Raw genomic sequence first — 13,548 nt, forward strand, 5'->3', positions numbered from 1 at the left:
TATGTCCCTGAAGGGTCGTTGTGTCCCCCACAACGTTCGGGCACTCTTCACGACCGATGGACCTACATGTCGGACATGCTGTCCGATAAGGCTCGCGGGTCCGGAAGTGTCGGACCGCCGGACTAAGCTGGGGGCGCACCCCCGCCGGAATCGGCGTCCGGGGTCGTTCGTCGTGCCCTCGGGGGTTTTCGCCATGCAACTCGCCGGTCTGATCCCGGCCGCTCTGCGCGACCGTGGCCTCGCCCGCGCCCGCGACCTGGCCCGCAAGGGCTTCGTCGACTCGGACGCGCTCGACCTCACCGCCCCGGTCTCGCTGCGGCCGTTCGTCGTCGCCACGGTCGCCGGCCCGTCCGGTGCCGGAGCCGCCCAGCGCCCGGTGCTCGCCGTCACCGCCACCTCCCGCGAGGCCGACGACCTGGCCGACGCGCTCGGCTGTCTGATCGATCCCGCCGGCGTGGCGGTCTACCCGTCCTGGGAGACGCTGCCGCACGAGCGCCTCTCGCCGCGCTCGGACACCGTCGGGCGCCGGCTGGCCGTGCTGCGCCGGCTCGCCCACCCCGGCGACCAGCCGCTGCAGGTGATCGTCGCGCCGGTCCGGTCGGTGCTGCAGCCACAGCTCAAGGGCCTCGGCGATCTGGAGCCGGTGGAGCTGGTGACCGGTCGCGGTGCGGAGCTCGAGGCGGTCGCCCGCCGGCTCTCCGACATGGCGTACGCACGGGTCGACCTGGTCACCAAGCGGGGCGAGTTCGCGGTCCGCGGTGGCATCCTGGACGTCTTCCCGCCGACCGACGAGCACCCGTCCCGGGTCGAGTTCTGGGGCGACGACGTCGAGGAGATCCGCACCTTCGCGGTCGCCGACCAGCGCACCATCGAGGCGGTCGAGCGACTCTGGGCCCCGCCCTGCCGCGAGCTGCTGCTGACCCCGGCGGTCCGCGAACGCGCCGCCGAGCTGTCCGCCGAACACCCGGAGCTGGCCGAGATCCTCGACAAGCTGGCCGAGGGCATCCCGGTCGAGGGCATGGAGTCGCTGGCCCCGGCCCTGCTGCGCGGCACCGGCAGCATGGAGCTGCTGCTCGACTGCATGCCGGCGGGCACCCACGTGCTGCTCTGCGATCCGGAACGCATCCGGACCCGGGCGCACGACCTCACGCGTACCTCCGATGAATTCCTCGAAGCGTCCTGGGCGGCGGCCGCGGTCGGCGGCCAGGCCCCGATCGACGTCGGTGCCGTCGCCTTCCGGACCCTGTCCGACGTCCGGGCGCACGCGGCCACCCTGAAACAGCCGTGGTGGACCATCTCGCCGTTCGGCCTGGCCGACGCCGCCCCGGCCGAGGCCCTGCCCTGGGAGGACGCGGACGCCGTCGAGGTCTCACCGGACGACGGAGACGCGATCGCATTGGCCGCCCAGCCCGTCCCGCTCTACCACGGCGACACCGCGAAACTCGCCGCCGACCTGGCCGGCTGGTCCGCGGCCGGCTGGGCGATCGCCCTGGTCTTCGAGGGCAAGGGCACCGCGCAGCGGGCCAGCGAACTGCTCCGCGACGCGGGCCTGGGCATCACCGCGGTCGACGCGATCACCACCGGCGTCGAGGACAACCGGATCCTGGTCACCTGCGGCGGCCTCAACCACGGGTTCGTCGACGAGGCGTCGCGCCTCGCCGTGATCACCGGCAACGACATCTCCGGCGGTCGCGGCGCTTCCACCAAGGACATGCGCAAGCTGCCCGCCCGCCGGCGCAACACCATCGATCCGCTGGAGCTCAAGACCGGCGACTTCGTGGTGCACGAGCAGCACGGCATCGGCCGCTACGTCGAGCTGGTGCAGCGCACGGTCAACGGCGCCGACCGCGAATACCTCGTGATCGAGTACGCCGCGTCCAAGCGCGGCCAGCCCGGCGACCGGCTCTTCGTCCCCACCGACCAGCTCGACCAGCTCTCCCGGTACGTGGGGGGCGAGTCGCCGCCGCTGCACAAGATGGGCGGCGCCGACTGGCAGAAGAGCAAGGCGCGCGCGAAGAAGGCGGTCAAGGAGATCGCCGCCCAGCTGATCCAGCTCTACGCCGCCCGGCAGGCCTCCCAGGGGCACTCCTTCGGGCCGGACACCCCCTGGCAGCGTGAGCTGGAGGACGCCTTCCCCTACACCGAGACGCCCGACCAGATGGCCGCGATCATCGAGGTCAAGCACGACATGGAGCTGCAGGTCCCGATGGACCGGCTGATCTGCGGCGACGTCGGTTACGGCAAGACCGAGATCGCCGTACGCGCCGCGTTCAAGGCCGTGCAGGACGGCAAACAGGTCGCCGTGCTGGTGCCCACCACCCTGCTCGCCCAGCAGCACTTCAACACCTTCACCGAGCGGATGAGCCAGTTCCCGGTGCAGATCCGGCAGCTGTCCCGCTTCCAGACGCCGAAGGAGGCCACGCTCGCCCTCGAGCAGGCCGCCGCCGGCACCGCCGACATCGTGATCGGCACCCACCGGCTGCTCGCCAAGGCCACCCGGTTCAAGAACCTCGGTCTGATCATCGTGGACGAGGAGCAGCGCTTCGGCGTCGAGCACAAGGAGCAGCTCAAGGCGCTGCGGGCCTCGGTGGACGTGCTGACCATGTCGGCCACCCCGATCCCGCGGACCCTGGAGATGGCGATCACCGGCATCCGCGAGATGTCCACCATCGCCACCCCGCCGGAGGAGCGGCACCCGGTGCTCACCTACGTCGGCGCCCAGGACGACAAGCAGGTCGCCGCCTCCATCCACCGTGAGCTGCTGCGCGACGGCCAGGTCTTCTACCTGCACAACCGGGTCGAGTCGATCGACAAGGCGGCACGCCGGCTGCGGGAGCTGGTGCCCGAGGCCCGGGTCGCCGTCGCCCACGGCCAGATGAGCGAGGAACAGCTCGAGAAGGTGATGGTCGGCTTCTGGGAGAAGGAGTTCGACGTCCTGGTCTGCACCACGATCGTCGAGTCCGGCATCGACATCCCGAACGCCAACACGCTGATCGTGGAACGCGCCGACCTGCTCGGCCTGGCCCAGCTGCACCAGATCCGGGGCCGGGTCGGCCGCGGGCGCGAGCGGGCGTACGCGTACTTCCTCTATCCCCGGGAGAAGCCGCTCACCGAACACGCCCACGAGCGGCTGGCCACCATCGCCCAGCACACCGAGCTCGGCGCCGGCATGTACGTCGCGATGAAGGACCTGGAGATCCGCGGCGCCGGCAACCTGCTCGGCGGTGAACAGTCCGGCCACATCGAGGGCGTCGGCTTCGACCTGTACGTGCGGATGGTCGGCGAGGCGGTCAGCGCGTTCAAGGGCGAGCGCCCCGAGGAGGAGCCCGAGGTCAAGATCGACCTCCCGGTGGACGCGCACCTGCCCACCGAGTACATCGCCGTCGAACGGCTGCGCCTGGAGATGTACCGCAAACTCGCCGAGGCCCGCGACGGCGCCCGCCTCGACGAGGTGATCGCCGAGATGACCGACCGGTACGGCGAACCGCCCGCCCCGGTGGTCAACCTGATCGCGGTCGCCCGGTTCCGGCAGACGGCCCGGGCGTACGGGCTGTCCGACGTGTCCATGCAGGGCAAGCACCTCCGGTTCTCGCCGCTGGCCCTGCCGGACTCCAAGCAGATGCGGCTCAAGCGGTACCACCCGGACTCGGTCTACAAGCCCGGCGCCGACCAGGTCAGCGTGCCCCGGCCCAGCACCCGGCGGATCGGCGGCGAGCCGCTGCGCGACCAGGCGCTGCTGCAATGGTGCGGTCAGCTGCTCAAGGACGTGCTCGGCGACGTGCCGGCCCCGGCCGTGGCGACACGCTGACGGGGTGAGCGACGAAGATCACACGGAGCGTGAGACAGTGATGACCATGCTGCGTACCCGCCGAATCGCCGCCGCCGTCGCCGCTTGCCTGACCGTCGCGGGGCTGTCCGCCTGCAAGTCCGATCCATCGGTCGCCGCCTATCTCGGCGACGCCGGGACGGTCACCGAACAGCGGGTGCAGGAGGTCTGGGACGAGGCGTACGACGCACTGCGCGCCCAGCCCCGCGGCGCGACGGCCGGGCAGAGCCTCGCCCCCGAACCGGTGAAGGTGCCGTTCAGCCGGACCGACGTGGTCAACGCCCTGGTCAGCAGCGAGATCTACGACCGGGTGGCGGCCGACCGGGGCGCCACCCTGCCGGCCACCCTGCCGTTCGACGAGGCCGCCGCCCAACTGGGCCTGCCCGCCGACCTGGAATACGTGCGGCTCTACACCCGCAACGCCATCCTGCGGAACCAGATCGAGGAGTCGGTCAAGGACCCGGCCACCCCGAGCGAGGACGACTTGCGCGACGTCTACCAGCGGTTCGCCGCCAACGGCGGGCTCGAGCCGGGGATGGACTTCGCCGCGTTCCGCTCGTCGGTGCCGGCCGAGGCGATGACCGCGCTGGGCTCGGCGATCACCGTCCGGGACGCCGTCGTGGCCGAGGCACAGGAGCTGGACGTCACCGTCAACCCGCGCTACCAGCCGCTCGAACTGGGCATGTACGGGATCAACGACAGCAACTCCGGCCGCGTCTACCAGATCGTCGCGGCCGCCCTCGGCGCCGACGAGCGGACCCCGGTGGCGGACGTCTCTTGAGCACCCGCATCGTCCTCCTGGTCACCTCGCCCCGACTGCCGGCCGGGCTCCTCACCGCCGAGGCGTGGGACGTGCTCCGGGCGTACCCCGTCTTCTCCGCGACCGAGAATGAGCAGACCGCGGCCCTGCGCCACCAGGGGGTTGATCTGACGATCCTGGACACCGACGCGCAGGGCTTCCTGGACGTCGTCGCGGGCGCACCCGCCGTGGTCTGGCTGGCCGGCGCATCCGGCGACCAGAACTTCGCCCGGCAACTCGGGCTGCGCCTGGCCCGCGAACCCGGACTGGCCGAGATGGAGCTGATGTACGGCTCCTGGGACCCGCCCGGCGCCCGCCTGCTCGACGTGGTCGCGGTGATGGACCGCCTGGTCGCGCCCGGCGGCGACCCGTGGAAACGCGAACAGACCCACCAGACGCTGGCGCTCTACCTGCTCGAGGAGAGCTACGAGGCCTACGACGCGATCAGCGAGGGCGACCCGGACGCGCTCCGCGAGGAACTCGGCGACGTGCTGCTGCAGGTCGTGCTGCACGCCGCCCTCGCCGAGGGATGGACCGTCGACGACGTCGCCGGAACCCTGGTCGACAAGATGATCCGCCGCAACCCGCACGTCTTCGCCGGTGAGGAGGCGGGGACCATCGAGGAGATCACCGCCAACTGGGACCGGATCAAGCGCGAGGAGAAGCAACGCGACTCCGTGCTGGACGGGATCGCGCTGAGTCAGCCGGCCCTCGCCCTGGCCGCCAAGATCCTGCAACGGGCCGACCGCGGCGGACTGGACGTGCCGCTGCCCGCCCCGGACGGCCTCGGACCGGCCCTGCTGCGGGCCGTCGCCGAAGCCCGCACCGCCGGACTCGACCCGGAGGGAGAGCTGCGCCGCGCCGCACTCGCCCATGCTGAGGCGGTGCGTGCGGCAGAAAATGTCGGTCCGCCCGAGTAGGTTTCTCGCATGCCGGAGTTCGTACCGCTCGCCGAGCGCATCGTCGACGCCCTCCTGGAGAGCGACCCCGCCACCGCCGCCTCCGCCGGTGACCACCGCTTCGACGGCCGCCTGCCCGACCTCGCCGCCGAGCCGGTCGCCGCCCGCGTGGCCATGCTGCGCGACGCCGGCGACGCCCTCAGCGGCGTCGACCCCGACGGCCTCGGGCCGGAGGACCAGGTCGACCACGCGATCCTCACCGCGCAGGTCGAGCGGTCCCTCTTCGAGCTCACTGACGTGCGCGAGCACGAGTGGAACCCGTTGGAACACAACCCGGGACCGCTGCTGCACAGCCTGATCGCCCGGCCGTTCGCCCCGCCCGCCGCCCGGCTGGAGAGCCTGACCGGCCGCCTCGCCGCGATCCCCGACGCGCTCGCCACCGCCCGCGCCGTGCTGCACGACGTGCCCCGCATCCACGCCGAGACCGCCGTCGGCCAGTTCGCCGGCACCGCCGCCCTGATCCGCGACCAGGTGCCCGCCCTGCTCGCCCAGGAGCCCGGCCTGCGGACGACGGTCGAGCCCGCCGCCACCGCCGCCCTGGCCGCCCTGGCCGAGTTCGACGGCTGGCTGCAGCGCCTGCTCGACAGCGGCGATCCCGGCCGCGACCCCCGCCTCGGCCGCCCCCTGTGGGAGGCCCGGCTCTGGCACACCCTGGACACCGAGATCCCGGCCACCGAGATCCTCTCCCGGGCCTGGGCCGGCCTCGACACCGCCGTCGCCGACCTGCGCCGCGCCGCCGCCGAGTTCACCGGCGGCCCGGCCCTCGACGAGACGGTCCGCCTCGCACTGGACGGCCTCGCCGAACACCGCCCCGGCAACACCACCATCGTCGGCCTGGCCCAGGCGACGATGGACGAGGCCACCGCGTTCGTCCGCGAGCACGACCTGGTGTCCCTGCTCGACGACCCGTGCGTCATCGAGGAGATGCCCGAGTTCGCCCGGGGCGTCGCCGTCGCCTACTGCGACCCGCCCGGCCCCCTCGAAACCGCCGACGTGCCCACGTTCTACTGCATCTCCCCGGCGCCCGCCGACTGGCCGGCCGCCCGCGTCGAAAGCTTCTACCGCGAATACAACAACGAGATGCTCCGCAACCTGACCGTCCACGAGGCGATGCCGGGCCACTTCCTGCAGATCGCCCACTCCCGCAGGTTCCGCGCCGCCACCCGGGTGCGATCCCTCGGCTGGTCCGGCCCGTTCGTCGAGGGCTGGGCCGTCTACGCCGAAGAGGTGATGGCAGCCCAGGGCTTCGGGGGCCTCCCGGTCCGGCTGCAGCAGCTGAAAATGCGCGTCCGGATGTGCCTCAACGCCATCATCGACCAGCTGGTCCACTGCGAGTCCATGACCGAGAAAGAGGCGATGGACCTGATGACCGGCGCCGGCTTCCAGGAGGAGAGCGAGGCGGCCGGCAAGTGGCGGCGGGCGCTGCTGACATCGACGCAGCTGTCGACCTACTTCGTGGGCTACACGGAGGTGGCGGAGATCGCGGCGGCCCGCCCATTCGGCGCCACCCCGAAGGCCTGGCACGACGCGATGCTGGCGCACGGATCGCCGCCGCCCCGCCACTTGCGCAGCCTGTTGGGCGTCTGAGGGCCTGCCGTTCGGGCTGCTTGTCGGGCGTCTGAGGGCCTGCTGTTTGGACTGTTTGCCGGGCGTCTGACTGCCCGGCCTGCCGGTGAACGGCCGTCCCTTTCTCGGGGGCGGTCAACGCTGTCTCGTCTTCTGGGCTGTCTCGTCTCCCGGACCGTGCTGTCTCCGAACCATCCCATGACGGTGCCTTGACTAGCACTCGTGACCTGTGTCCTGGGCTGGTTGCGGCCAGCGTCCACGGCCACTTTCCGGATGGTCTCGCCGATGCCTCTCGGGTGCTTCTCCAACCCTGTCAAGGCGGGCCAAGCCGTCGTTCATGGTTCTTTTCGTGGCGTCAGGTAGCCGCCGGTGACGGCTCGGGGTCGGTCAGCCGTCGTTCATGGTTCTTTTCGTGGCGTCAGGTAGCCGCTGGCGACGGCTCGGGGTCGGTCAGCCGTCGTTCATGGTTCTTTTCGTGGCGTCAGGTAGCCGCTGGCGACGGCTCCGGGTCGGTCAGCCGTCGTGCAGGGTTGTTTTCGGCTCGTGAACAGACCGTGGTTGACGGCTGAGAGGGCTCGGCCGTCGTTTATGGCTGTTCAGGCGATGATCTCGCCATGGGGCCGCCCTCGGCGACGGCCGACTGGTCAGAGGCGGACTCAGCCGTCGTCCGCGGCTCTGAAAGCGGGGCCGCTCCGGCCGTTAGTCACGGTTCAGCCCGTCGCCCGTCGCCCGTCGCCCGTCGCCCGTCGCCCGTCGCCCGTTAGCCCGTTAGCCCGTCGGCCGTCGGCCGTCGGCCGTCGCCCGTTAGCCCGTTAGCCCGTCGGCCGTCGGCCGTCGGCCGTCGGCCGTCAGCCGCCGTTCTGCCCGTGAGCGGTAGCGACTCTGGTCGACGGCTGGTGGGTTCGAGCCGTTGATGAGGGTTGCCGCGCGGTGCGGGAGAACCCCCGGCGGTGCCTTCACCAACCCCGAGGCCGTGGACGACGGCCGGGGTTGCCTGGAATTATCCACTCGGCTCGCGTTCAACGGGAGGACGGGACGCGGCGCCTCCCGCTGTCCCGTCCACCGTTGCGGGCGGCCGCCGGGCTGGCACGCTCCGGCGGGACCGCCTCGGTGGTGGCACTCGTCCCCAGGCAGGAGGAGTGCCACCTGGGCGCCGGCGTCACCGTCTTGCCGGCACCGTTCACCTTCACGGGCGCCCACGAATCGCCGTGAAGGCTGTCTACACGCGGCGCCCCCGCACGAACGATCGTGCGGGCGACACCGTGAACACGGCCTCGTGCACCTCCACGAGGCCGTCTCGCGAAACCTCCGCGAGTGCAGCGCGGTGAGAGCACCCGCGAGCAGGGCAACGCCGCACGCAGAGCAGCGCCGGGGAGATCGACGCCGCGAGTGCAGCGCCGGGGAGATCGACGCCGCGAGTGCAGCGCCGGGGAGATCGACGCCGCCAGAGCAGCGCCGGAGAGAACGACGCCACGAGAGCAGCGCCGGGACGTTCGGAGGCGGCATCCATGACAGGGCTGGGGGACTGTGGGGTTGCGCGGACGGACGGGAGAGGCCGGCCCGGCCACCTGCGCAACCCCGGGCGATTGATTATCCGGCGTCAATCGGTTGACGACACCATTCAAACGTTTTTCGGACGCTATTTCCACGGGCCCTTCGACCCTGATTATGAATTCCTAATACCGTGTCGGTGACGCCGGACAGGACGTCTCTGGAACGCCGGTGCAATCCTGCCCGGCCCCCTCGAGGTGCCGGGACCCGATGTCAGGCCAGCGCCGACTTCAAGGCCCGGGACAGCAGCTGGTTGCGCAGCACGTACCGGCGAATGATCTTGGCTTGGCGCTCGTCCTGTTCGAAGACGGCGACCATCTCCACGGACAGGGGCCCCCGGAACGGCACCTGCTGGCGCATCGCGCTGACCTTGACCGCGGTGGCCGGGAACTCCACGGTCTCCGGGCCGAGCTGGATCCGCAGCACCATCCGGTTGCCGGGGCGCAGGTCGACGTCGGTGAAGTGGGCGCGCACCGAGCGTTCGCTGATGTCGTGCACCCAGCCGATCGATTCGGTCTCGCCGGGGCGGACCAGCAGGATGCTCTCGCCTCCGCCGCCGCGGACGAAGTCCCGGAACTGTTCGACGACCGGGTCGCCGACCTGCCGGAGTTCGACGCGGTCCTTGGTGGCGTCGAGGACCGAGGCGCGGGCCGCGTACCGGCCGCGGGGGCCGGCCGGCCAGCGCAGGGTCACGGTGTCGCCGGGGAGGGGGGCCTGGTCGGCGGCCATCGAGATGATCACGGCGGGTTCGTCGACGTGGACCACACGGACGCCGGCGAGCCGTTCGTCGCCGGTGTCCAGCTCGACGCGGGCGCCGGCGGGGGGAAACTGGCTACTGGTCATAGTGCCCACTGGTTCGGCAGGCGCGACGCCGGTTTGAGGTATACCAGCCGTCGAGTTGACCGGCCCCGCGAACGCGTCAATGGCGGACTCGTTACGCTCGTCAGGTGTGGTCGGCCCGCAGGGTCGCGGACCGAAACTGTATTCGTACAACTATTAGGGAGCGACACACTAATGGCCACCATTGAAGCGATCGTCGCCCGCGAGATCCTCGATTCTCGGGGCAACCCCACCGTCGAGGTCGAGGTCGGTCTGGACGACGGCACCGTCGGCCGTGCGGCTGTCCCGTCGGGCGCGTCCACGGGTGCTTTCGAGGCGCACGAGCTGCGTGACGGTGACAAGGGCCGTTACCTCGGTAAGGGCGTCGAGAAGGCCGTCGCCAACATCGAGGACAAGATCGCTGACGAGCTGATCGGTTACGAGGCGACCGAGCAGCGCCTGATCGACCAGAAGATGCTCGATCTGGACGGCACCGACACCAAGTCGGAGCTGGGCGCCAACGCGATCCTCGGCGTGTCCCTCGCGGTCGCCAAGGCTGCCGCGCTCTCCGCCGAGCTGCCGCTGTTCCGTTACGTCGGTGGCCCGAACGCCGCCGTCCTGCCGGTGCCGATGATGAACATCGTCAACGGTGGCGCGCACGCCGACTCCAACGTCGACGTGCAGGAATTCATGATCGCCCCGATCGGCGCGCCGACGTTCCGCGAGGCGCTGCGGACCGGTGCCGAGGTCTACCACGCCCTCAAGTCGGTGCTGAAGAAGAAGGGCCTGTCGACGGGTCTGGGCGACGAGGGAGGCTTCGCGCCGAACCTGCCGACCAACGCCGCCGCGCTCGAGCTGATCGCGGAGGCCGTCGCGGCCGCCGGCTTCAACCTGGGCACCGACATCGTCCTGGCGATGGACGTCGCGGCGACCGAGTTCTACTCCGACGGGGCGTACGTCTTCGAGGGCACCCCGAAGTCGACCGACGAGATGATCGCGTACTATGCGAAGCTCGCCGCCGACTTCCCGATCGTCTCCATCGAGGACCCGCTGGCCGAGGACGACTGGGCCGGCTGGAGCGCGATGACCGAGCAGCTCGGCGACAAGATCCAGATCGTCGGCGACGACCTGTTCGTGACGAACCCGCAGCGCATCGCCCGGGGCATCGCCGAGTCGGCCGGCAACGCCGTGCTGGTCAAGGTGAACCAGATCGGTTCGCTGACCGAGACCCTGGACGCTGTGGACCTGGCGCACCGGGCCGGGTTCAAGACGATGATGTCGCACCGTTCCGGTGAGACCGAGGACGTCACCATCGCCGACCTGGCGGTGGCCGTCGGTTCCGGCCAGATCAAGACCGGCGCCCCGGCCCGTTCGGACCGTGTCGCGAAGTACAACCAGCTGCTGCGCATCGAGGAGCAGCTGGAGACCGCCGCCCGGTACGCCGGTGCGGGCGCGTTCCCGCGTTACCGCGTCGGCTGACCCCAGGCCGACGGATCATCGAGTTGTGGCGCCCGCGCTGGGAGGCATAGGTTTCCCAGCGGGTGCCGCGACACGAGACGGGGAGGGTCGCCAGTGACACAGCGCCGCATGCCGAGTGGCCAGGGCCCGGCACGCCGCTCCGGCGGCAACGCCACCCGTGTGAAGAGCAGCCGGACGCGGAACACCGGTCCGGTCCGGGTGCCGTCGGCACGGCGTACCCCCTCGGAGGGCGGCATGGCCGCCAAGCGCACCGACGCACCGCGCCCGAGTGCGCTGACCGGCCGGGCGACCATCCTGATCGCGGTCTTCGTCGCGCTGGCACTGGCTTACACCTATCCGCTCCGGGTCTATCTGGAGCAGGAGTCGAAGATCGCCGCGATGGAGCGGGAGAACGACGACAAGCGGGCCGACATCGCCGCCACGGCGAAGGAGCTCGACAAGTGGGACGACCCGGAGTACGTGCGGATCCAGGCCCGGGAGAAGTTCTACTACGTGCGTCCGGGTGAGACGCCCCTGCTGGTCTACTACGATGCGGAGGGCGCTGCCCGGGAGGCCGAGCAGAACGCTCCGGCGGCCGCCCCGGACCGCTGGTACGACACGCTGTGGAGCAGCGTCCAAGCCGCGAATGCGGAGCCTGCGAATTAATGGAATCACCAAGCCCTGAAGACCTCGACGCTGTCGAGGCCCAGCTCGGCCGCCGCCCGCGGGGCACCCGGTCGATCGCGCACCGTTGCCCTTGCGGCAACCCTGACGTGGTCGAGACCGCGCCCCGGCTGGATGACGGCACCCCGTTCCCCACGCTCTACTACCTGACCTGCCCGCATGCCACGGCCGCGTGCAGCCGTCTCGAGTCGGCGGGCGTGATGCGCGACATGCAGGAGCGGCTGAGCACCGATCCGGAGCTCGCCAAGCACTACTCCGAGGCGCACCAGGACTATCTGGACCGGCGGACGGCCATCGAGGACGTTCCGGAGATCGCCCGGGTGTCGGCCGGGGGGATGCCCGACCGGGTCAAGTGCCTGCACGTCCATCTCGGTCACGCGCTGGCGGCCGGCCCCGGGGTCAACCCGTTCGGCGACGAGGTGCGGGACGCGATCGGCCCCTTCTGGGCCGACGGCCCGTGCGTCCGAAAAGAATGATCATCCGTCGGGCCCGGACCCGGGACGTCAGGGAGATCCGTTCCCTGGTCGACACGTACACCACTGATCGCCGGCTGCTCAGCAAGGCCACGGTCACGCTGTACGAGTCGGTGCAGGAGTTCTGGGTGGCGGCCGACGAGGACGACCGCGTGGTCGGCTGCGGCGCGCTGCACGTGATGTGGGAGGACCTGGCCGAGATCCGCACGGTCGCCGTCGATCCGTCGATGCGCGGGCAGAAGATCGGTCACCGGATCGTCGCGGCGCTTCTCGACGAGGCGCGGGCGCTGGGCGTGGCACGGGTCTTCTGCCTCACGTTCGAGACGCGTTTCTTCGGCTCGTTCGGGTTCACCGAGATCGACGGGGCGCCGGTGCCGCACACCGTCTACGAGCAGTTGCTCCGGTCGTACGACGAGGGTGTCGCCGAATTCCTGGGCCTGGAACGGGTCAAGCCGAACACATTGGGGAACACGAGAATGCTGCTGCACCTGTGAGGGTCGCCGCCATCGACTGCGGGACCAACGCGGTCCGCCTGCTGATCGCCGACGTGCACGGTGACGAGCTGGTCGACGTCGCCCGCCGGATGGAGATCGTCCGGTTGGGTGAGGGCGTGGACCGGACCGGCATGCTCGCCCCGGCGGCGATCGAGCGGACCCGTCTGGCGCTGCTCGGTTACGCCGCGGAGATCGCCGAGCTGGGGGTGACCCGGGTGCGGATGTGTGCGACGTCGGCCAGCCGGGACGCCTCCAACGCGCAGGATTTCCGGGACATGGTCCGTGGGGTGCTCGGCATCGACCCGGAGGTGATCACCGGGGAGCAGGAGGCCGAGCTGTCCTTCCTGGGTGCGGTGCGGGGGCTGGACGCGGACGGCCCGTTCCTGGTCTACGACCTGGGTGGCGGTTCGACGGAGTTCGTGCTCGGCACCGACAGCGTCGAGCAGTCGATCTCGGTGAACATCGGTTGTGTCCGGATGGCCGAGCGTCATCTGCGCAGCGATCCGCCGTCGGCGTCCGAGCTGGCGGCGGCGGAGCGGGACATCGTCGCGGCGGTCGACACCGCTCTGGCCGCGGTGTCGGCGGAGAAGGCCAGGACTCTGGTCGGTCTGGCCGGCACGGTCACCACCGTCGTCGCTCTGGCTCAGGGCCTTGAGGTGTACGACTCCGCGCGCATCCACCACCGCAGGGTCGATGCCGCTGCCGTCTCGGCGGTGACGGCGGATCTGCTGGCGATGACGGTCGACGAGCGGCGTGCCCTGCCGGTGATGCATCCCGGCCGGGCCGATGTGATCACCGCGGGGGCCCTGATCATGAAGATCATCCAGGATCGGACCGGTCACCCGTCCGTGGTGGCGTCCGAACACGACATCCTCGACGGCATCGCCTTCGGTCTGGCCTCCTGACCCACCCGCCCGGG

Annotated in this window: 10 protein-coding genes; 9 read left to right on the plus strand and 1 reads right to left on the minus strand. The window is 70.8% G+C overall.

Annotation, left to right across the window (positions count from 1 at the left end):
- The first annotated feature begins 193 nt into the window (after positions 1–193).
- Genes mfd through QSK32_RS07165 form a run of 4 tightly spaced genes read left to right on the plus strand, consistent with a single transcriptional unit; the run spans position 194 to position 7,171 of the window.
- Positions 194–3,808, plus strand: coding sequence for a transcription-repair coupling factor (mfd, locus tag QSK32_RS07150; RefSeq protein WP_285471484.1), 3,615 nt, complete (start codon positions 194–196; stop codon positions 3,806–3,808).
- Positions 3,809–3,812: 4 nt separating this feature from the next.
- Positions 3,813–4,607 carry a hypothetical protein gene (locus tag QSK32_RS07155; RefSeq protein WP_157411555.1) on the plus strand — a complete coding sequence of 265 codons (795 nt, stop codon included), beginning with the start codon at positions 3,813–3,815 and terminating at the stop codon, positions 4,605–4,607.
- The gene (locus QSK32_RS07160) at positions 4,604–5,545 is read left to right on the plus strand and encodes a nucleoside triphosphate pyrophosphohydrolase (RefSeq protein WP_285471485.1); all 942 of its coding nucleotides are present in this window, start codon (positions 4,604–4,606) and stop codon (positions 5,543–5,545) included. The genes QSK32_RS07155 and QSK32_RS07160 overlap by 4 nt, the downstream gene beginning before the upstream one ends.
- Before the next feature lie 9 nt (positions 5,546–5,554).
- Positions 5,555–7,171: a DUF885 domain-containing protein gene (locus QSK32_RS07165; protein ID WP_285471486.1), complete on the plus strand. Its 1,617-nt coding sequence runs from the start codon at positions 5,555–5,557 to the stop codon at positions 7,169–7,171.
- 1,743 nt (positions 7,172–8,914) lie between these two features.
- Here QSK32_RS07165 and QSK32_RS07170 read toward each other — a convergent pair.
- Complete coding sequence (locus QSK32_RS07170; protein WP_045747681.1) at positions 8,915–9,544, minus strand: hypothetical protein; 630 nt, start codon at positions 9,542–9,544, stop codon at positions 8,915–8,917.
- 171 nt (positions 9,545–9,715) lie between these two features.
- On the opposite strand from QSK32_RS07170, the gene eno reads away from it, so the two are divergent.
- The 5 genes from eno to QSK32_RS07195 all read left to right on the plus strand — a co-directional run bounded on the left by eno (position 9,716) and on the right by QSK32_RS07195 (position 13,534).
- Positions 9,716–10,999 carry a phosphopyruvate hydratase gene (gene eno / locus QSK32_RS07175; protein ID WP_045747682.1) on the plus strand — a complete coding sequence of 428 codons (1,284 nt, stop codon included), beginning with the start codon at positions 9,716–9,718 and terminating at the stop codon, positions 10,997–10,999.
- Positions 11,000–11,092: 93 nt separating this feature from the next.
- Entirely contained in the window at positions 11,093–11,644 is a 552-nt protein-coding gene (locus QSK32_RS07180) for an FtsB family cell division protein (RefSeq protein ID WP_045747683.1), read from the plus strand.
- Positions 11,644–12,138: a DUF501 domain-containing protein gene (locus tag QSK32_RS07185; RefSeq protein WP_045747684.1), complete on the plus strand. Its 495-nt coding sequence runs from the start codon at positions 11,644–11,646 to the stop codon at positions 12,136–12,138. Before QSK32_RS07180 ends, QSK32_RS07185 begins: the two co-directional genes overlap by 1 nt.
- Entirely contained in the window at positions 12,135–12,629 is a 495-nt protein-coding gene (locus QSK32_RS07190) for an amino-acid N-acetyltransferase (RefSeq protein WP_045747685.1), read from the plus strand. The genes QSK32_RS07185 and QSK32_RS07190 overlap by 4 nt, the downstream gene beginning before the upstream one ends.
- The gene (locus QSK32_RS07195; RefSeq protein WP_285471487.1) at positions 12,626–13,534 is read left to right on the plus strand and encodes a Ppx/GppA phosphatase family protein; all 909 of its coding nucleotides are present in this window, start codon (positions 12,626–12,628) and stop codon (positions 13,532–13,534) included. Before QSK32_RS07190 ends, QSK32_RS07195 begins: the two co-directional genes overlap by 4 nt.
- The last annotated feature ends 14 nt before the right edge of the window (positions 13,535–13,548 follow it).

This window comes from Actinoplanes sp. NBRC 101535, assembly GCF_030269225.1.
In the GTDB taxonomy this organism is placed as follows: domain Bacteria; phylum Actinomycetota; class Actinomycetes; order Mycobacteriales; family Micromonosporaceae; genus Actinoplanes; species Actinoplanes rectilineatus.